Source organism: Gilvibacter sediminis, assembly GCF_028561565.1.
Classification (GTDB): Bacteria; Bacteroidota; Bacteroidia; order Flavobacteriales; family Flavobacteriaceae; genus Gilvibacter; species Gilvibacter sediminis.
On the sequence record NZ_JAQQTE010000019.1, the window covers coordinates 235,353 to 255,704 of the forward strand.

21 protein-coding genes and 1 tRNA gene are annotated in these 20,352 nt (G+C 43.7%); 7 read left to right on the forward strand and 15 right to left on the reverse strand.

Going from position 1 to position 20,352, the window contains the following annotated elements; all coding sequences use genetic code 11:
- Positions 1 to 31: 31 nt before the first annotated feature.
- Positions 32 to 616, reverse strand: coding sequence for a hypothetical protein (locus tag POW22_RS11440; protein WP_272832824.1), 585 nt, complete (start codon positions 614 to 616; stop codon positions 32 to 34).
- Between the two features lie 155 nt (positions 617 to 771).
- Between POW22_RS11440 and POW22_RS11445 the strand changes: the two genes are divergently transcribed.
- The 6 genes from POW22_RS11445 (at position 772) to rpe (ending at position 5,732) form a co-directional block, all read left to right on the forward strand.
- Positions 772 to 1,785 carry a hypothetical protein gene (locus POW22_RS11445; RefSeq protein WP_272832825.1) on the forward strand — a complete coding sequence of 338 codons (1,014 nt, stop codon included), beginning with the start codon at positions 772 to 774 and terminating at the stop codon, positions 1,783 to 1,785.
- Between the two features lie 144 nt (positions 1,786 to 1,929).
- Positions 1,930 to 2,793 carry a sigma-70 family RNA polymerase sigma factor gene (locus POW22_RS11450; RefSeq protein ID WP_034261238.1) on the forward strand — a complete coding sequence of 288 codons (864 nt, stop codon included), beginning with the start codon at positions 1,930 to 1,932 and terminating at the stop codon, positions 2,791 to 2,793.
- A gap of 152 nt (positions 2,794 to 2,945) precedes the next feature.
- Complete coding sequence (locus tag POW22_RS11455) at positions 2,946 to 3,491, forward strand: RNA polymerase sigma factor (protein ID WP_272832827.1); 546 nt, start codon at positions 2,946 to 2,948, stop codon at positions 3,489 to 3,491.
- A 10-nt stretch (positions 3,492 to 3,501) separates the two neighbouring features.
- Positions 3,502 to 4,035, forward strand: a complete 534-nt coding sequence (locus POW22_RS11460) for a hypothetical protein (RefSeq protein WP_272832828.1) — start codon at positions 3,502 to 3,504, stop codon at positions 4,033 to 4,035.
- 590 nt (positions 4,036 to 4,625) lie between these two features.
- Positions 4,626 to 5,036 carry a BLUF domain-containing protein gene (locus POW22_RS11465; protein WP_272832829.1) on the forward strand — a complete coding sequence of 137 codons (411 nt, stop codon included), beginning with the start codon at positions 4,626 to 4,628 and terminating at the stop codon, positions 5,034 to 5,036.
- 27 nt (positions 5,037 to 5,063) lie between these two features.
- Entirely contained in the window at positions 5,064 to 5,732 is a 669-nt protein-coding gene (gene rpe / locus POW22_RS11470; protein WP_272832830.1) for a ribulose-phosphate 3-epimerase, read from the forward strand.
- Here the strand turns inward: rpe and POW22_RS11475 are convergent.
- The 3 genes from POW22_RS11475 to POW22_RS11485 all read right to left on the reverse strand — a co-directional run bounded on the left by POW22_RS11475 (position 5,729) and on the right by POW22_RS11485 (position 7,942).
- Entirely contained in the window at positions 5,729 to 6,562 is an 834-nt protein-coding gene (locus tag POW22_RS11475) for a zinc-dependent peptidase (RefSeq protein ID WP_272832831.1), read from the reverse strand. The two genes, rpe and POW22_RS11475, sit on opposite strands and share 4 nt — an antisense overlap.
- A gap of 108 nt (positions 6,563 to 6,670) precedes the next feature.
- Positions 6,671 to 7,393: a Bax inhibitor-1/YccA family protein gene (locus POW22_RS11480; RefSeq protein WP_272832832.1), complete on the reverse strand. Its 723-nt coding sequence runs from the start codon at positions 7,391 to 7,393 to the stop codon at positions 6,671 to 6,673.
- Positions 7,394 to 7,408: 15 nt separating this feature from the next.
- Entirely contained in the window at positions 7,409 to 7,942 is a 534-nt protein-coding gene (locus tag POW22_RS11485) for a hypothetical protein (protein ID WP_272832833.1), read from the reverse strand.
- A 143-nt stretch (positions 7,943 to 8,085) separates the two neighbouring features.
- Here POW22_RS11485 and POW22_RS11490 point away from each other — a divergent pair, with 143 nt between their 5' ends.
- Positions 8,086 to 8,400, forward strand: coding sequence for a heavy-metal-associated domain-containing protein (locus POW22_RS11490; RefSeq protein ID WP_272832834.1), 315 nt, complete (start codon positions 8,086 to 8,088; stop codon positions 8,398 to 8,400).
- Between the two features lie 123 nt (positions 8,401 to 8,523).
- Here POW22_RS11490 and POW22_RS11495 read toward each other — a convergent pair whose 3' ends face one another.
- From POW22_RS11495 to mraY, 11 genes are all read right to left on the reverse strand, one after another.
- Positions 8,524 to 8,925 (reverse strand): hypothetical protein, encoded by a 402-nt coding sequence (locus POW22_RS11495; protein WP_272832835.1) that lies wholly within the window; start codon positions 8,923 to 8,925, stop codon positions 8,524 to 8,526.
- Between the two features lie 492 nt (positions 8,926 to 9,417).
- Positions 9,418 to 9,491 (reverse strand) — tRNA-Arg (locus tag POW22_RS11500).
- 74 nt (positions 9,492 to 9,565) lie between these two features.
- Positions 9,566 to 10,015 carry a GatB/YqeY domain-containing protein gene (locus POW22_RS11505; RefSeq protein ID WP_272832836.1) on the reverse strand — a complete coding sequence of 150 codons (450 nt, stop codon included), beginning with the start codon at positions 10,013 to 10,015 and terminating at the stop codon, positions 9,566 to 9,568.
- A gap of 101 nt (positions 10,016 to 10,116) precedes the next feature.
- On the reverse strand, positions 10,117 to 12,096 hold the full coding sequence (gene ftsZ, locus POW22_RS11510; protein WP_272832837.1) for a cell division protein FtsZ: 1,980 nt from the start codon (positions 12,094 to 12,096) through the stop codon (positions 10,117 to 10,119).
- A gap of 24 nt (positions 12,097 to 12,120) precedes the next feature.
- Complete coding sequence (gene ftsA, locus POW22_RS11515; protein WP_272832838.1) at positions 12,121 to 13,446, reverse strand: cell division protein FtsA; 1,326 nt, start codon at positions 13,444 to 13,446, stop codon at positions 12,121 to 12,123.
- Positions 13,447 to 13,449: 3 nt separating this feature from the next.
- Entirely contained in the window at positions 13,450 to 14,169 is a 720-nt protein-coding gene (locus POW22_RS11520) for a cell division protein FtsQ/DivIB (protein WP_272832839.1), read from the reverse strand.
- A complete protein-coding gene (murC, locus tag POW22_RS11525; protein WP_272832840.1) occupies positions 14,159 to 15,511 on the reverse strand; it encodes a UDP-N-acetylmuramate--L-alanine ligase in 1,353 nt (450 codons plus the stop codon). The genes POW22_RS11520 and murC overlap by 11 nt, the downstream gene beginning before the upstream one ends.
- Complete coding sequence (gene murG, locus POW22_RS11530) at positions 15,508 to 16,608, reverse strand: undecaprenyldiphospho-muramoylpentapeptide beta-N-acetylglucosaminyltransferase (protein WP_272832841.1); 1,101 nt, start codon at positions 16,606 to 16,608, stop codon at positions 15,508 to 15,510. The genes murC and murG overlap by 4 nt, the downstream gene beginning before the upstream one ends.
- On the reverse strand, positions 16,595 to 17,797 hold the full coding sequence (locus POW22_RS11535; protein ID WP_272832842.1) for an FtsW/RodA/SpoVE family cell cycle protein: 1,203 nt from the start codon (positions 17,795 to 17,797) through the stop codon (positions 16,595 to 16,597). Before POW22_RS11535 ends, murG begins: the two co-directional genes overlap by 14 nt.
- A gap of 3 nt (positions 17,798 to 17,800) precedes the next feature.
- Positions 17,801 to 19,132: a UDP-N-acetylmuramoyl-L-alanine--D-glutamate ligase gene (gene murD, locus POW22_RS11540; RefSeq protein WP_272832980.1), complete on the reverse strand. Its 1,332-nt coding sequence runs from the start codon at positions 19,130 to 19,132 to the stop codon at positions 17,801 to 17,803.
- Entirely contained in the window at positions 19,132 to 20,352 is a 1,221-nt protein-coding gene (gene mraY, locus POW22_RS11545) for a phospho-N-acetylmuramoyl-pentapeptide-transferase (RefSeq protein ID WP_272832844.1), read from the reverse strand. Before mraY ends, murD begins: the two co-directional genes overlap by 1 nt.

Here is a 20,352-nt window from a genome sequence, read left to right on the forward strand (position 1 = left end):
ACAGAAAAGGCCGCGAGATGCGGCCTTTTTTTTATTCACGTCTTTTGTTCCATTGCAGTACAATTCCCCAATGGGCAAAGTTGACCAACTTATTGAAGTGATATCCACCTTGCAAGCCTAAAGAAAACCGAGGCCCGGTTGGGATTCTAATTTTAACCAACAAGGGAACCCCTAGTAAATATTTATCTACCAAACTGGCATTTGAAACTTGCGCACTTTTAGGCGCTTGAACAAAAAAGGTATTCAGGCCTGCAAACACATCGGTGCCGTTGCTTTGAAACCTTATGGCGGAGACTCCAATTTGAAGATCGAGCTCTACTCTTGGAATGGGCTTAAAATTGTATCCGTAGAGACCTTCAAAACTCAAAAACTCGCCGCTCCCGCTGAGAATATTGAGCTCGGACCCGGCATGAACCGCTAAAGAGATCCGTTTTTTTCCGGTCCTAAAATTGAGATCAACACGACCTGAAAGTCCCTCTTGATTCAGCTGTCCTTTATACAAGCCTAAGGGTTGAATAGAAAAGGAATCGTACTGAAAACGTTGGTCTTCTTGGGCTAAGCCAAAGGTGAATGCCATTAAAAACAGCAACACTAAATAATTTGAGTATGTTTTCATGAATTTGTAATTATGACCGATGGGCTTTAGGGAAGAATCCATCAGTGACTAAATCCGAATCGAAAATACAAGCGAATTACACAAACCAAATGCGATAATCAGGCTTTGAGACCTTAAATTTTTGCATATATTGAAAACAAATAAAAAATTTAGCCATGAGTTTGCATATTTCACAAGAGGCGCTTTGGAATCATCTCAAAGCCCAGATTCCAGCAGAACGATCCTTTGTTGACGAGGTGTCCAATGTTTTAGACATCAGCTACGACGCTGCCTACAGACGCATCAACTTAAAATCTCAACTCAGCCTAGATGAAGCCGTAACCTTAGCGCGGCATTATAAGATCTCTTTGAACAGACTTTTTGAGGTGGGACAACAAAACACTTTGCTGGTAGAAAAGTCTCCACCAATAACCAGTCTTGAAGGTTTGGAACAGTACTTCTTGGTCTCCATGAAAAGTATTGAACCGCTCATTAACACCAAAGGGGTTGAGATCATTTACTCTGCCAAAGACATCCCCATCTTCTTCACCCTGACCAACACCTACATTACCAAGTATAAATTTTACGTTTGGCTGAAGTTCTTGGATGAAGACGGCAGCATGGCCAAGATGAGCTTTGAAGAGTTTCTGCCTACTATCCCGGCAAGTCTCATAGAAACCACCATGCAATTGGCAGAGACCTACAACTATTTAGATATCACTGAATTTTGGAATGACAACACCATTAACGGGACCTTGCAACAGGTTTACTATTATTTTGAATCGGGACATTTAAGCAAGCACTTGGCGGAGCAGCTGTGCCGAGACTTGCATGAGATCATTGATCGGGTGGAACAACAAACCATTCAGCAGGCCATCATCAATTCCAAAAACAATGCGCGTTATCTGCTCTACAAAAGTGATCTACTCACCATGAGTAATACGGTGATGTTTAGAACTCCTAAACAGAGCCTGTTCTTTACGCCTTTTACAGTATTGACCTATTTAAAAGTGGTGAACCCAGCTACCTGTGGAGAAATGCTCAAATTTTTCAACAAACAAAAAAGCAACTCAAAATTATTGGCCAGCGCAGGCGAGAAAGACCGTGGGATTTTCTTCAACAAAATGCGTCAGAAAGTCGATTTACTTTTAGCCAATATTCAAGCCGATCGCGATTTGAACCTCTTTTAAACTATTCGAAATCAAAAGACTAGAATTATCATCGACACAAATATTAAAAAATGATCAACTATTTGTAACATTTTTGGGTATCTTTACGTATAACTAGGTACAGCGTGCAATTAAGCACGTGAGTTAGAAGAGAGGATTTATTAGATGAGACAACTCAAAATTACCAAGCAGGTCACCAATAGAGAGACCGCTTCCTTAGACAAGTACCTACAAGAAATTGGAAAAGTCGATCTTATTACCGCTGACGAAGAGGTAGAATTGGCTCAACGAATCAAAGCCGGAGACCAACGCGCTTTAGAGAAGTTGACCAAAGCTAACCTGCGTTTCGTTGTATCGGTAGCTAAGCAATATCAAAACCAGGGGCTCACCTTGCCGGATTTGATCAACGAAGGAAACTTAGGTTTGATCAAAGCTGCACAGCGTTTTGACGAGACTCGTGGTTTTAAATTTATTTCATACGCCGTATGGTGGATCCGTCAATCGATTCTTCAAGCTCTTGCAGAGCAGTCTCGTATTGTACGTTTACCATTGAACAAGATCGGATCGATCAATAAGATCAACAAAACCTTTGCTTTCTTGGAGCAAGCGCACGAGCGCCCACCGAGTGCTGAGGAGATCGCCAAAGAGCTAGACATGACCATCAATGATGTGAAGGAGTCTATGAAGAACTCTGGACGTCACGTATCCATGGATGCACCTTTGGTAGAGGGTGAAGATTCTAACCTTTACGATGTACTTCGTTCTGGAGAATCTCCAAACCCAGACCGTTCTTTGCTGCACGAGTCTTTGCGCACTGAAATTGAGCGCGCTTTGGAAACTTTGACTCCTCGTGAAGCAGATGTTATTCGTTTGTACTTCGGACTTGGAGATCAACATCCAATGACTCTAGAAGAGATCGGTGAGACCTTTGACCTAACACGTGAGCGTGTACGTCAAATCAAAGAAAAAGCGATTCGCAGGCTAAAACACACCTCGCGAAGCAAAATATTGAAAACTTATCTAGGTTAATACGACTTAGATTACAGTAACAAACAGTTAAACTAACTGTTCGTTTTTTGATTGATGAATGAAACCCCTGCCACTGGCGGGGGTTTTGCTTTTTTAGTATCCCCACGCAACCTTTCTATTATTTCTGTACATTACAGCAAAGAACAATCTAGATGTCTTCTTCCTTAACGGAGCTTATTGCAGCTTGTAAAAAAGGCGACCCTAGGGCTCAGGAACAATTATTCCTGGAGCTCAGAGACGCCATATATACAACTTCCTTGAAGTATTGCAGAAACGTGGAAGAAGCTCAAGACAATGTGCACGATGCTTTTGTGATCGTGTTTGAGACCATCAAAAAGTATAAAGGAAAAGGCTCTTTTGCAGGTTGGATGCAACGCATTGCCATTAACCAAGCAGTGAAGAAATACCGCAACAAACGCAAGGAGCATTTGACAGAAGACCCAAGTTGGTTTGCTGTACAAGAGGAGGACGATAATTGGGCACAAAGTTGTGATCTAGACCAACTCTTAGACGCAATTCAACAGTTGCCTGATCAGTACCGATTGGTCTTTAGCCTTTATGTTTTGGACGACCACAGCCATCAAGAGATCGCCGACAAACTGAAGATCAGTGTTGGCACCTCCAAATCGAACCTACACCGGGCGAAAGTCCTATTAAAAAAAAGCTTGACCGCTCAACTAATGACTAAACCAGCCTAATTAGCTACTTATGACAACGCAAGATCCCATAGAAAGTACTATTAAAGATCGCCTGAAAGATCTTCAGAAAAGCACAGAGGTTCCTACCTGGAATCAAGTGGCTCAGAGTTTAGAACGCAAAAAACGCAGACGCTATGTGATCTGGATGTGGAGTTCTGCAGGCTTGATGGCTCTTTTAGCTCTAGCCCTATGGTCCGAGACAGGTCAGCCTGAAGCAGAGCAAAGAGTTACGACAAATACGAAGGCTCAATCAGAAACTTTTCAGCTCCAAGAAATACCAGAAGTAGAAACTACAGAAACGGCATCAAATCTGGAAGAAAACACAGAATTGACAGAAACAACAGGGGTAGAAACTACATCTGAAACCCCAACTTCTGCAACAAAAACACCAAAAACAGCAGCAAGTGACTTCGCCGATGGAGCAGAACCTGTACCCACTTACTACTATTACGACTCTAAAACGGGGAAACAAATGAGCACAAAAGACGAAAAAGTGATCGATTCTATCCTGAAATCTAAGTCAAGTGATAATAATTTGCATTAAAAATAATTATGATATTCATAATTTATATTTATGCTTTAATCCAAAATCACTAGATATTTCTCGCGAAAAACCACTTAAACAAAATCGCAGAGATTTCGCTATTCTGTTTAATTCCGACGGATACAAGATTTTATAATTTTCTATTGTGCCCTGAAGACACATAAATAACTATTTATGTCAAGTATTTGCGAATTTATGCTCCATGCCCCTTTTACGGACGAACCCTATTTATAGTAAGGATTCTGTGTAAATGATTGATAGTAAAAGGATTTGACGCAATGACCACCAAAAAGACCGAGACGGCAGCCAATCTATTAAGACATAGTCTAAATAAAAACAATTTTTCATCGCTACTTTTCTGAAAATTTTACGCGTCAAAATCAAGCAAAGAATTACCGAAATTCAAGTGATTAAAAACATCATTCTTTGTTTAATTTTTCAGAGACGAATCGTGAAAATAGACTTTCACTAACAGCTGTTAGTATTGTGACTTTCAGAGAGTTACAAATAATTTTCTTTAACATTTCTATAACAGTTGAGTTTGTGTAAATGAGGTTCAATGAGTACTTTTATAACAAATCATCCCCACGATGAAAACGCAACTACATACTATCTGTTATGTGAGTACCGCGGTTTCGACAATTACCCAAAACAATGTTCATGATGTCTTTGAAGGCATCGTTGATAACAACCTCAGTTTAGGTATTACGGGTGTATTGTTGTATTCTCACGGTAACTTCATGCAAATCTTGGAAGGCCCTTCAGATGCTCTGAAACCTTTATATGATTCGATTAAAAGAGATCCTAGACACCATCATATAATTGAGATCATGAACCAGCCTGCGGAAGAGCGGATGTTTGAGAACTATCTAACCGGTTTCACCATTGTTGATTCTCAGAAAGATATCTACCAGTTACAAAAATACATGCGTTTCCTCGAGGACAATTTTGACGACGGGATTAAAAACCGTGCGGAAATGGTCCGACCCTTTATTTATTGATTATTTTTGCCGGAAATAAACCTTCCGATGAGTACCCTTATTGCACCTTCTATTCTTGCCGCCGATTTTGGCAACCTTCACCGAGACGTTCATATGGTTAATGACAGTCAAGCAGACTGGTTCCATTTAGACGTTATGGACGGCGTTTTTGTGCCAAACATCTCCTTTGGTATGCCTGTGATCAAATCAATCGCTCAGGAGGCTAAAAAGACCTTAGACGTACATTTAATGATTGTTGACCCGGATCGTTATATTCAAACCTTTGCAGACCTCGGAACAGACGTGCTTACGGTTCATTACGAAGCATGCACACACTTGCACCGCACCATCCAAGCCACAAAGGCTGCTGGCATGAAAGCTGGAGTTGCGCTTAACCCGCATACACCCGTCCACTTGTTGAGTGACATCATTGCAGATCTTGATCTGGTTTGTATCATGAGTGTGAATCCTGGATTTGGAGGACAATCCTTTATTGAGAACACTTATGATAAAGTACGCGCCTTACGCGGAATGATCAATGACAAAGGAGCGTCTACGCTTATTGAGATTGACGGTGGTGTAAAGGATAACAATGCTGCGGCCTTAGTAGAAGCTGGGGCTGATGTATTAGTGGCTGGAAGTTTTGTATTCCGATCGGAAGATCCAACAGCTACCATCAGCAATTTGAAATCCACCACAGCGGCAGTCTCTTATTAATAGCCTAAAAATTTAAAATTAAGTAGTTTCCGTGTGTGGTCATACAATTGCGGAAAGTTAGCTTGAAAGGTTCCCGGGGATTCCATAAAATACTCGGAAAGTACCGCCATGAACTCATATTCGTTGGTAAAGGCGTATTCTCTAAAGTATCGTGTTTGATCCAATCGATCTTTCACTTCCTGATGCGTAAGGCGCTTTAGTATGTTCTGAAACTGCAACTGAAAACGCGCAGAATCGGTATCTCCTCCCCGTTTTGCCTCCAACTGCATGGCGTGCATAAATTCATGAATACCCAAGTTGATATTGTCATGCCCATCTGCTAATCCGGCTTCAAAGTCCTTCCAAGACAAAACCAATGCACGACCTCCAGGATTGATCTCTCCTTTGTGGTAAGCCTCATTGATATTGCTGTAAAATTCCTCCGGATAGATCAGAATGAAATGAATCAAACTGTAGGTGTAATTTTTACGTCCAAAACTCAACATGCAGCCCACTGCTGCGATCAAGACCTTCATTCTGTCGGTCAATTCAAGGTCTTCCCTAGGAATGAACTCTTTGTCTTTTATAAAAGTGACTACACGATGCTGGAACTGCCTGCGGTGTTTCCTATTGAGTTTACGATAGAAAGGAAACTCAGTTTCTAAGATCCGCAATTGTTCCCGCGGCAACTTTCTATAGGAAAAATACTGTCTGACCAAAGGCCTACCGAAGTGCTCGGCATAGAAATTCTCAAAGACGCGAAAGAGAAAAAACAAGATCCCCAACACCACTATACCATAGGCATAGGGCGCCAGCCAAGCTATATTTTCATCAGGTTGTTGCAGTAGCATGGGGGATTATTTGGGAGGTGTAAGATATGTAAATTCCTTTTAATCAATAAAAAAGCAGGCCCTAACAAAGAACCCGCTTTTTATAAATACGTTTAATTAGGCTTTCGACTAGTCGCTGGAAAGGATACTCAAAACATACCAGAACAACAGCATCAAAGCACCAAACAGTCCTAAAGAAGCCGCTACATACTGCTCTTGCTTATACTTGTGTACCATTTGAGAGGTCTGATACAAAATAGAGCCTGCCGCCAAAACGATCATCCCCACACTAAACCAGAGACCCAGATCAAAACCAAAGAGCGTACCGGCAATGATAAGCCCAATGGCAATAAAGAACCCAATGGTCAATCCCGTCTTTAAAAAGGAGAAATCCTTCTTGGTAAGCAGTACAGCAGCTGTAAGCCCAGAGAACAAGGACAAGGTAATGATAGCCGCCTGATTGAGCAGTTCACCGGCACCATCGCCAGCAACATAGAGCGCTATTCCAATTAGAGGAATAAATACGAAGGCCTCTGCCACTACATAAAGCACCAAGGCCGCATACTGGGTATTTCTGTCCGTAGTACCCATCGCCATAGACTCAGCTTTAGAAGTCGCAAACATAAAGCCTCCTAAAAGAAGTAGCCAAGTCCATCCTTCTGCTAGGGAAAAAGCAAAGTTCACTACAGCAGGGATCTGAAAAAAGATGGCTTCTACTGCAATGAAAAGCAACACAGCTCCCGCAACATGCCCATAGGTCTTTCTGTAAAAAGCAACCCGCTCTTCTTGAGCGAGGTCTGCCACCATAGGCTCTTGCACCTGCGGCTCATTAAATTGTTGAATTTCTTCCATATTGTTTTGTGTTAGTTATCTTTTAGATGATTCACCAACAAACTGTTGGCTTTTATTTTTAAACAACACATTAAAGGTCGTAAGACTCCCGTAGCAACGGGTAATGTATTGTTGAATGTCGATCTTTTCTTCTTCATCCAAGCTCTTGTTGGAATTGATCTTTTGCTCCAAAACACGCAAGCGGTCTCGCAACATCACGATCTTATTGAAGAAGGTTTTCACAGGGATCTCTTTTGCTGAAAGATTAGGATCCGCCGGCTGCAAGGTCATGGTACCTCCATTCCACTTGTCGCCCAAAGGAACGATCTCAGTGATATCACTCCACTTTTGCAAGATCTCTCGCAGGCTTTTCTCGATCTCGTAGAAACTTACCGTGTCCACTTCATCGTCTACTGCTTCAATCACCTCAAATTCGTCATTGACGCCAATGGTTTCCAAGCCGCCATCAATAAAAGTGACCCAATACATTTTAGCTGTCACATTAGTCACCACTCCTTTTCCGTGATCGGAGTGTTCAATTCTAGAGCCTATCCCTAAGATTCTGTTCATGCATTATTGTTTTCTTCTAAATTAATCACTTTCCTGTTACTTGCCAACCCTAATTTCAAATTCGCAAGATGCACTGCAACTGACCGTTGTCATAGATTACCACCTAACCACCACCTAATTTTACCCAATAAAACCCCAAGGTTATGAAAACAGTCTTCAAAGTTCAGAATTTGCGATGCCACGGCTGCGCCAAAACCATCAGTAATCGCTTAGAACGCATTCATGGGGTTCTGGGTGTACAAGTAATTCCCGAGGCCGATGAGATCAGCCTTACCCACAATAACAATTCCACGCTCAATGCTGCTATTTACAAGTTGAGCAAAATGGGCTATCCCTTAGAGACTGCAACCAACTCTTTTGGTAAGAAAGCAAACGCACTGGTGAGCTGCGCCAAAGGCCGGTCTTCTGGACTTGTGGATATGCTGTATCATGTGCAGAATCAGAAGCAGAGGGTTTAGGTTGGAGTTCATTTTGGAGGCGCCTACTGCTTCGCAGCACCGCGCTCTTCACTATATCTTTTTGGTAAACCAAAAAGGATGACGTTGCGATCGCTGGCGCGGGGGGAGGATTCACAATTCAACTCAATTTCTAATAAATATGAAATTCTTCACTCCCAAGTCAATTGTCCTTAATGATAGCGACTCTTGATCAATACCGAGAACTTCATAGCAATAGGTTTGTCTGCCTTCACGGTCGGTCAATCTGAGATATTCATATTGCCCATCGGCCTTAGGAAAGCTGTACCCGCATTGTAAAGATTCATTTGACAAATTGTATTCAAATTCATCAGTGGGTTCTCCTTCATAATGCCAGAAGCATCTTCCATCATAATCAAACTCAATGCGCCAATTAGAGTCAGTTTCGGAAACCCATTCCCCGATCAGTAAATTTTCAGTATCGGCATTGCTACAATTAATAAAAGCTCCAGACAAAAAGGTCGCAAGCAAAATCAAAAAAAGCCTTGTTAAAACTTGTCTATTCATCAACACGAATATCTCCTATTCTCCTAAGAATAAAAAGACAAAATGAGTTAAAGCAGAATTTCATTGAGTGAATTGAAGATTATTTGCTCCGCTCGTGATCCTTCAACACTCCGCAAAAAATGAGGATTGCTTGCTTCGCAAGCATTCTTCAACGCTCGCCTTTGCAAATGCAAAACTAGCCGTACTTTGTACTCCTTGTTTTGTCTTATTCAGTCGCCTTACAAAAACAGGTTTTTGATGGCTCTCGCTAGCGCCAGACTCCGTCTGGTGCTTATAGCATTACTCGCTCTTCGGCCTCCGTAGCCTTTGGCAAAGGAGGCACGCTCGTGATCCTTCAACACTCCGCAAAAAATGAGGATTGCTTGCTTCGCAAGCATCCTTCAACGCTCCGCGTTGAGAATCAAAAAAACACATTTATCGCTTCGTCCAAAAAAAGAAGCGAGCTCCTTTTTTGGAACTCGCTTAAATATGAACCTTTTTTTGATTCATTCGTGACCGCGGAAGGATTCGAACCCTCAACCCTCAGAGCCGAAATCTGATATTCTATCCAGTTGAACTACGCGGCCATTATTTTTATTCGGACGAGTAGGTCAACTGAAATCGCCCAAAGGGCAGTTGAACTACGCGGCCTAAAATATCGTTATGCCAATTTAGCTTTTACGAGCTTGGCAATGGTACTACCATCGGCTTTACCAGCGAGTTTGCCGTTAGCCATGCCCATCACTTTCCCCATGTCCTTCATGCTTGAAGCACCGGTTTGGGCAATGATCTCTTCCACTACTTTGGCGATCTCATCTTCAGACATTTGCTCAGGAAGGAATTGGGCAATAATTTCTGCCTGCGCCAGTTCTGGGGCAGCTAGATCGTCTCTTCCTTGCTCGGAGAAGATCGCAGCGCTATCCTTGCGTTGTTTTACAAGCTTCTGAAGCAATTTAAGCTCTTCTGCTTCACTCAATTCTTGCTTAGCTCCAGACTCGGTCTGAGCCAATAAAATGGCAGATTTTACAGCGCGAAGCGATTCCAAAGCTTGGCTGTCTTTGGCTTTCATTGCAGTCTTCATGGCCTCCATGACCTTGGTAGATAAACTCATTGTTTACAGGCTTTAAAATAGAGTGCGAAGATAAAAAATAAACCCGAAAACGGCGAACCGCTTTCGGGCTTACGGGAAATGTAACACTAAACAAAAAAATCTTAATCGACGTTGTCGTGCAAGAAGGAATTGTTGTTTCTCAAAGACACATCGTCATCATCTAAATTGACGGTGGTACGCGAGATATCAGACTCTGAGGTATCCGCGTCTTCCAACTCTATTCCCATGCGCTTGTACGCCGGTTGCTTTTCAATATCATCGATCTTAGAAGCGCTGTTTCTAAACTTGTAATTGAACTCCTTAAGCTTGCGCTTGCGCTCCTCAGTTCTGTCTTTTAAAATCTTAGAGATCGGGCTGTTCATTGGATCGCCTTCTTCCTCCTCCTCGGTTTGGGTTTGAGGTGCAGTTTCAACGATCTTCGTTTCCATCACCAATTCTTCATCCAAAACTTCTGGTTCTGCCTTAGCCGCTGTTAAAGCCGTCTCCATTTCTTGGTAATCATCCAAGCTGTAACGCTTCACCCCTTCTTGAGTAAACTCAGTCACAGGAACTACTTCAATAGCCTCATTGACTTCAATTTCTTCAATCGGCTTTTTCAGCACAGGCTCTTCAGATACTTCTGCAGCAGGAGCTACCTCTTCTTTCTCTGGAGTTTCAGATAGTGGCAGATCAAACATCAACATTTGTTCTTGCTCTTGTTCTTCTGCGGTATCTTCTTCAACTTCTGGCTTAACCACTTCAGTCTCGGCTTCTACGATCTCAAAATCATGAACTTCCATGGCGTTGATCACCACTTGCTCAAACTCAGCAATATGATGGATATCCACCTCCTCATAAACCACTGGGATCTCCTTGAGCAAGGCGGTAGTTTCAATATACCCCTCAAAAGGCAATTCTGGAGTTTCCTCTTCTTCAAACAAGGTGTGTTTGATGATCGGCTCCGGAGCTGGTTCTTTCACAACCTCAGGCTCTGTAATTAGTGGACCACTCACTGTAGTATCCGTACGATCTTCCAATACTTGCTGTGCAACTTGATCTTCTTCTAAGGTATGTACGATACGCTTGGTCTCTGTATTGACGATCTCATTCTGCTGTTCCGCATTAAAGCCTGTAGCAATAACGGTGATCGCAATAGCTCCGTCCAAACTTTGATCTTCGCCCACACCCATAATGATGTTGGCAGAATGTCCTGCCTCGGTTTGGATGTAGTCACTGATCTCACCAATCTCATCAATAGTGATCTCTTCCTGACCGGATACGATCAGCAATAACACATTCTTAGCGCCAGTGATCTTATTATCATTAAGCAATGGAGAATCCAATGCTTTGGTGATTGCTTCATGCGCACGATTCGCGCCTGCAGCTTGAGAACTTCCCATGATAGCAGTTCCGCTATCGGCCAAAACAGTCTTCGCGTCGCGCAAGTCAATGTTTTGCGTATAGTGGTGGGTGATTACTTCGGCAATACCACGAGCAGCTGTGGCTAATACCTCATCGGCCTTAGAGAATCCGGCTTTAAACCCAAGGTTCCCATAAACCTCGCGCAATTTATTGTTGTTGATCACGATCAAAGAATCCACATTTCTACGCAGATTCTCCACCCCGATTTGGGCTTGATCGTTTCTCATTTTTCCTTCAAACTGGAACGGGATAGTCACAATACCTACGGTGAGGATATCCATCTCCTTGGCCATTTTGGCAATGATCGGAGCCGCACCAGTTCCAGTACCACCGCCCATTCCGGCAGTGATAAATACCATTTTAGTGTGGGTTGAAAGCATGGCCTGAATGTCTTGCATACTTTCCATGGCGCTTTGCTCCCCGATGATGGGGTTTGCTCCAGCACCAAGTCCTTCTGTCAAGGTCACACCGAGTTGGATCTTAATAGGCACAGCGCTGTTCTCCAGCGCCTGACTGTCCGTATTACAGATCACAAAGTCAACTCCTTTGATCCCTTGTTGGAACATGTGATTGATGGCGTTACTTCCACCACCGCCAACACCGATCACCTTGATGACGTTCGATTGATTCTTGGGTAAATCAAACGCGATGTTGTCGAATTCATTATTACTACTGCTCATAGTTAGTTTTTTGTGAGATTACTGCTATTCAGCGTTGTCTAAAAAGTCTTTGAACTTCTCTGCCCATTTATCAAAGAAGCGCTTGCGTTCTTTGGGCATTTGATCGTTCTGGGTTTCTTCTATATGTTCTGGGGCTTCTTCTGTTTCTTTTGATGCAACTTCAACAGGAGCCTGCCCTTCATTTCTACTTTGTGTTTCTAGGCTGTTGAGTACCAATCCAACGGCGGTGGCGTATAACGGACTTGTGGTCTCACTATCGCTATCTCCAGCCAAATGTTCGTTTGGATAGCCAATACGCGTATCCATGCCGGTGATGTACTCTACCAATTGCTTGAGGTGCTTGAGCTGCGACCCTCCTCCGGTAAGTACAATTCCTGCAATCAATTTTTTCTTTTGCTCTTCGTGGCCATAATTCTTGATCTCCAAATACACCTGCTCAATGATCTCCACCACTCGCGCGTGGATGATCTTTGAAAGGTTCTTCAAAGTGATCTCTTTAGGCTCTCGGCCTCGTAGACCAGGAATGGAAACGATCTCGTTGTCCTTGTTCTCACCGGGCCAAGCCGATCCAAAACGGATCTTCAGCAATTCTGCTTGTTTTTCAATGATGGAACAACCTTCTTTGATATCTTCGGTGATCACATTACCTCCAAAAGGAATTACTGCCGTATGACGAATGATTCCATCTTTGAAAATGGCGAGGTCTGTTGTACCCCCACCTATGTCAATCAAGGCGACTCCAGCTTCTTTCTCCTCCATGCTTAAAACAGCGTTGGCAGAAGCTAAAGGCTCTAGGGTGATTCCACCTAAAGCAAGTCCTGCGCTTTTTACGCAACGCCCAATATTTCTTATGGAAGAAACCTGTCCCACAACCACGTGGAAGTTGGCCTCCAAACGTCCGCCATACATTCCAATAGGCTCTTTGATCTCTGCCTGCCCGTCAACCTTGAAGTCTTGCGGCAATACATGAATGATCTCTTCTCCAGGAAGCATGACCAATTTGTGCACTTGATTGCAAAGCGTGTCAATATCGTCCTCTCCAATCACCTCGTCACTGTTGGGACGCGTGATGTAATCGCTGTGTTGTAAGCTGCGGATGTGTTGCCCGGCTATTCCCACAACCACGTCAGCGATCTTCATCCCTGACGAGCTTTCCGCTTCTTGAACGGCTTGCTGAATGGATTGGATGGTCTGGGTGATATTATTCACAACCCCACGATGCACTCCAAGGCTCTTGGACTTCCCAATTCCGAGAATCTCCATTTTGCCGTACTCATTGGTTCGCCCGATCATGGCCACGATCTTCGTGGTTCCAATGTCTAGTCCTACTGCAATAGTTTGCTGTTCCATAAACTACTTTTTTGTGGCTACCACCTGGTGATCCATCATCAGGTTGACCAGTTGGTAATTACCCAAGGTTCCATCTTTGACTGTTTTCTGATAGAACGCTTTAAAATTTTGAAACTTCCGTTTGATATTTACCGGCTCTCCCAGTAAAATCTTAAAATCATAGGTTCGCACACGCATGATCAGGGTCGAATCTCGTTGCTGCTCTACAGCTACGATATGCTGCACCATGAACGGATCTGCTAAAATCTCATTCAACACATGAGTTACAGGTGCTAGATTGTCCTCGGAAACACCGCTCACCAAAGGCACTCGTAAGGAATGAACTCGGGATAGGGGCATTTTGGTACCTTCATCGTCGATGTAATAAGACGGATTGGACGCCACTCGGGCGATAGGCCTTCTTTGTGTTACGCGTGCTCCAAGTACACCATCCAAAGAGAGAAAAACATCAGCATTTCGGATCATAGGATGGCTGTTTAAACGACCTTCTAATGCATTCAAATCTATTATATCTTTATCTACAGCGGCGAGGCTGTCTGCTTTTTGTATTAACAATTTATTAACCATAGCCTCAGTGATCAAAGCTGTACTTCGGTCTTGAAAAGTAACGTCTACAGCACTGAGGTTTCTCGCAGAATTCCGCTTGTTAGAAAACGCGTAAACCACTGCTATCAAAAGGATAACAAAGATCATTCGCCCTATGTTCCACAGCTTAGTTCTCATGCAAGTGACGGCTTATGTTTTTTACTTCTACTCCAATATCACCGGCCCCAAGGATCAAGATCACCTCACAGGGACTTTTTTGAATCAGTTCCGGGAGGTCAATTTTACTTACTAAGCGCTTTTTCGGATGATCAATCGCATCTAAAAGTGCTTGAGAATTCACGCCTTCAATCGGCAACTCTCTAGCGGGATAAATATCCAGCAAAAGCACCTCATCAAATTGCGCCAAACTTTGAGCAAATCCGGCTAGAAAATCTCGAGTTCTGCTGTAAAGGTGCGGCTGAAAGACCGCCAATTTCTTTTGCTGCGGATAGAACTCACTAACCGCTTGAAAGACGGCATTGATCTCTGTGGGGTGATGGGCGTAATCATCAATAACCACCCGATCCTCTCCACGATAAGCAAATGAGAATCTGCGTCTTACTCCCTTGAAGTCAAATAACGCTTTGGGCAGGCAATCGGTTGGGGTACCTATTGAAATTGCCATACCCAAAGCGGTAATCGCATTGAGCAAATTGTGGTGCCCCGGCAATGAAAATCGGAGCGCCTGTAATTCACCACGAGGCGTTTTTAAGTCGAAGGTATAAGCCCCGTCCTCAACGCGGATATTTTTAGCCTCATAGTCTGCTCCGTCCTCTATGCCCACCGTAGTGCCAGAAAGCGGAAGCTTTTTAGGGTGTAATACTAATTTGGAGTCCGGCACTAAGGCCGCAAACTCCTTAAAGGTCTTTTCTAATTCTTCTGCAGAGCCGTAGATGTCTAAATGGTCTGCATCCATAGCGGTGACACAAGCCACAGTAGGACTCAGCTGTAAAAAGGAACGATCAAATTCATCGGCTTCTACCACGGTGATCTGTTCACCTTTAGAGATGTAGTTGGAATCGTAATTCTCAGCAATTCCGCCTAAAAATGCAGTCACCGGCATATTACAGCTGGCCAATAAATGACCTAAAATGGCTGAGGTAGTGGTCTTGCCGTGTGTTCCGGCAACAGCTAAGGATTTACTGTCCCTAGTGATCATACCCAATACCACCGCGCGTTTGTGAATTTGATGCACTCCCGTACTAAAAAATTGCAATTGATCGTGCTGTTGAGGGATTGCTGGCGTATAGACCACGAGCGTGTCGGTTTGTTCAAAACCTTCTGGAATGGCATCAAGTTGGTCGCTGTATGTGATTTTTATTCCGAGTTCCGCTAAGGAATCGGTTAGTGTTGTTCTGGTTTTGTCATAGCCTGCCACAGCAAAGCCCCGCGCCTTGAAATAGCGCGCTAGAGCGCTCATTCCAATTCCACCAATTCCGATGAAATAAACTCGTGCTATGTCTTTAAAAACTCCGCTCACAGTTGCTTTTCAATTAGGAGTTTGGCTACCTCTGCAACTATGGCATCTGTCGCATGAGGCTTGGCTAATTTTTTAATATTCTCGCCCAAACGGCGCTGTTTGTCCGCATCGGCGAGTAAGTCTTTAAAGGCGTCGGCAAAATGCAGATCCGCTTCTGATTCTCTCAAAAAGACGCAGGCGTCTTCTGCAGCTATGGAGGCCGCGTTTTTATTCTGATGATCTTCTGCCACATTGGGTGACGGAATGAAGATCACTGGCTTACCCACCAAACAGAGTTCTGAAACCGATAAAGCTCCAGCTCTAGAGACGATCATATCCGCAGCGGCATAAGCCATATCCATGGCGTAGATAAAGTCTTTGACAATGACACGCGCACTGTTATTGGTTTTGAATTCTTCATAGTACAAGCTTCCACACTGCCAGATTACTTGTACCTCTTCTGCCTTGAAAAGTGGTAAATGCGCATGGATCAAATTGTTGATCTTTCGCGCTCCCAAGCTTCCTCCCAACACCAACAAAACTGGTTTATCAGCCTCAAGACCAAAGTGCTTTAAGGCAGTAGCTTTATCTACTTTAAGATCGATTAAGTCTTGACGCACCGGGTTCCCAGTAAAGACAATCTTCTCTTTAGGAAACTGATTTTCCATTCCTGCGTAAGCCACACAAATGGTCTTGGCTTTGGAGGCGATCCATTTGTTGGTAATTCCTGCATGAGCATTCTGTTCTTGGATCAGACAAGGCACGCCTTTATTGCTAGCTACGCGCAATAGTGGTGCGCTGGCGTATCCTCCTGTCCCGATGGCTACATCGGGTTTAAAATCTTTGATGATCTTGGCCGATCTTCTCAAACTAGCAAGCAACTTGAACGGGAACTTCAAATTCTTCAAAGAGACCTTGCGCTGCAAGCCTTGAATGGACAGGCCCACAATTTTATAACCCACCTTAGGTACTTTTTGCATCTCCATCCGATCCTTAGCACCCACAAAAAGAAACTCCGCATTTGGGTATTTTTCTTTGAGCGCATTGGCAATAGCAATAGCTGGATAGATATGTCCTCCGGTTCCTCCTCCTGATATGATGAACTTAAATGGCTTCACTGAGAATATCTAAAGGGTTATCGGTTTCTTCTGATTCGTCAGTATGCTGGCGAATCTCCTCGCGCTTGGCACTCACACTCAAGATCATTCCAAGGGCCAAACAGGTCATCCAAATGGAGGTTCCCCCGCTACTGATCAGCGGTAGGGTTTGTCCTGTAACAGGAAAGAGTTCAACCGCAACGGCCATATTGGTCAAGGCCTGAAAGACTATTGGCAGTCCTACTCCTATCACTAATAATTTGCCAAAAACGGAATCGGCTTTATGAGCAACCACTACCAACCTAAAGAGCAGCAGCATGTATAACAACATGATAGACAAACCGCCCACAAGCCCCCATTCTTCTACAATAACGGCATAGATAAAATCCGAAGAAGATTGCGGCAAGAAATTCTTTTGCACCCCGTGTCCGGCACCAACACCAAACAGACCTCCGGTAGCAATACCCATTTTTGATTTTTCAATCTGATAGTCGGCCTCTTTATCTGGAGTATCGTCTAAAAAGTTATCAATTCGGCTGATCCACGTATCCACACGATTCGGAAACATATCTGGAAAAGCCTTGGCAGACATAATGAATAGGCTTAAAAACAAGGCGCCCGCTATGAGAATAATGCCTAGATATTGTAACGGATATCCGCCTAAGAATACCAGCAGCACCACCATGGCAAAGATGATGGCTGTGGTAGAAAAATTGGCGGGTAAGATCAGCAACAACACTATAAATACCGGCAACCAAAGGGGAACTATGGAAGCCTTAAAACTGATCTTTTCATCCTTGATCTTTGATAAATATCGCGCTACATAGGTTAGTAAAACCACAGCCGCCAAGGTGGAAGTTTGAAAGGTCACACCCACAAAAGGAATTCGGATCCAGCGGCTGGCATTAGCGCCTTCAATGGTTGTTCCCTCCGCCAGCGTAATGATCAATAGCAAAAACACCACTGGCAAGGCAATTATGGACAAGCCCCTAAAGTAACGATAAGGTATTCTGTGCACCCCGTAAAGGATAGCAAACCCCAACATGAGGTGTGCAAAGTGTTTCACCAAATACTTAAAGGTGTTCCCATCCCCATATAGATACGCCAAATTGCTACTGGCACTGTAAACAGGAAGGAATGAGAACAAAGCCAAAAGTGCGGCAACCGCCCAAATAGCTCTATCTCCTTTTATGTTGGTGAAAAATTTCATGAATTATAATTTGCGTACAGCTTCTTTGAACTGACGTCCGCGATCTTCATAATTTTTAAATAGGTCAAAACTGGCACAAGCTGGAGACAACAATACAGTATCTCCGCGCTCTGCAATGTGATAAGCCACGTTCACGGCATCTTGCATGCTGCTGGTCTCTACCAACAGATCCACCACATTCCCGAAGCTTTCAATCAGCTTGGTATTGTCAATCCCTAGGCAGATCACCGCCTTAACTTTTTCATTGATCAGCGGTAAAAGCTCAGCGTAATCGTTTCCTTTATCTACACCTCCAACAATCCAAACCGTTGGTGTTTCCATGCTTTCCAAAGCGTAATAGGTTGCGTTTACATTGGTCGCTTTTGAATCGTTGATGTATTGCACATTGTTGATCTTTAAAACGGATTCCAAACGGTGCTCCACCCCTTGAAAGTGCGTCAAAGAGTTGCGAATGGTCTCTTTGCGAATGTCCAATAAGGTCGCTACTGTAGCCGCGGCCATGGCATTCTTTAAATTGTGTTGTCCTTGTAATCCTAATGAGGCTATTGGCATCTTAATTTGGTTATTTGCTATTGTAATTACTATGTTATCTTCTTCTATGTATGCGCCTTGTCCCACAGGGTTTTCCAATGAAAAAGGCAATTTTTGAGCTCGAATGGTGTGGTCTTGCATACCTGCAGCTATGTTGGGATCATCTCCGTCATAGATCAAAAAATCAGCAGCTGTTTGATTCTCACTGATCTTGAACTTTGCATCGCGATAGGCATCAAAACTGTATCCGTAGCGATCCAAATGATCTGGAGTAATGTTTGTGATCACGGCAATATGCGGTTTAAAATCCGCAATATCATCCAGCTGAAAACTGCTCACCTCTAACACATAATGACTGGCTGGCCCTTCTAAAAGCAAGCCCGCAAAACTGTTACCAATGTTGCCTCCCATGGCAGCATTTAGACCTCCGTCTTGAAGCAAATAATGCGTCAAGGCTGTTGTAGTGGTCTTGCCATTACTGCCGGTAATGGCCACAATTGGTTTCTGCGTGTAGCGCGCCGCAAATTCAATCTCTGAGATCACAGGAATTTGCCGCTTTCTCAACAGTTGAATTGGAGGAGCTTGTTCGGGAATCCCCGGACTCTTCACAACTAAGCTCGCTCGGGTCAGTTTGGCCTTAGTATGGCCACCCATCTCCCATTCGATTTCATTTTTTGTAAGAACGTTTTGGGTGGTGGGGTCTATGGGTCCAAAATCAGACACAAAAACCTTCCAACCCTTTGCTTTCCCAAGCAAGGCAGCACCTAGGCCGCTTTCACCGGCTCCCAGCACTACCAAATTCATTAGCGGATCTTTAAGGTCACAACCGCCAGAATCGCCAGGAAGATCCCAACAATCCAAAAGCGCGTTACGATTTTACTTTCATGCATCCCTTTCACTTGATAATGGTGATGTAAAGGAGACATTCTAAAGATCCTTCGGCCTTGACCGAATTTCTTTTTGGTATACTTGAACCAACTCACTTGCATGATCACCGAAAGATTTTCTATCAGGAAGATTCCGCAGAGAATTGGCATTAACCATTCTTTTCTGATGGTGATGGCAATCACCGCTATAATTCCGCCTATGGTCAAGCTTCCCGTATCACCCATAAATACTTGAGCCGGATAAGCATTATACCACAGGAACCCAATCAAGGCACCCACAAACGCACTGATGAACACCGCAATCTCTCCAGTTCTGGGGATGTACATGATGTCCAGATAATCAGAGAAAATAATGTTGCCAGAAACCCAAGCAAAAATGCCCAGAGTAAGTACAATTATGGCAGAGGTACCCGCAGCTAGTCCGTCCACACCATCGGTGAGATTAGCTCCGTTGGATACTGCCGTGATGATCAAAATCACAATAGGGATAAAGAGTAGCCAAGTATACTTTGCGTAATCATCACCAAGCCATGTAAGCAGATCGGAGTACTCAAATTCATTATTGGGTACGAATGGAATGGTAGTTTTGGTTGATTTCACCTCATCACCCACCGAGCGAATCAATGTGGTCTGATTCTCGGTTTCCAATTCAATCTTTTCTTTGATGGTCACTCCGTCATGGAAATACAATGTGCAGCCAACAGCCACACCCAAGACTACCTGCCCAAAGACCTTGAACTTCCCAGGAAGCCCACCCTTGTCCTTCTTAAAGGTTTTGATGTAATCGTCTAAGAAACCGATCATTCCCATCCATAAAGTGGTGACAATGAGAAGGATCACATAAATGTTTTCCAAGCGTGTAAAGAGCAGCACAGGCACCAGCGTAGCCAAAATGATGATGATCCCACCCATGGTTGGGGTACCCGCTTTTTCGCTTTGTCCAGCCAATCCGAGATCTCTTACCGTTTCTCCGATTTGTTTTCTTCGGAGGAAATTGATGATGCGCTTCCCAAAGACCGTGGCAATGATCAATGAGGTGATCACAGACATGGCCGATCGGAAAGACAGATATTGAAACAAACCAGCTCCCGGAAGGTTGTATGTGTTTTCTAAATATTCGAATAAATAATACAGCAT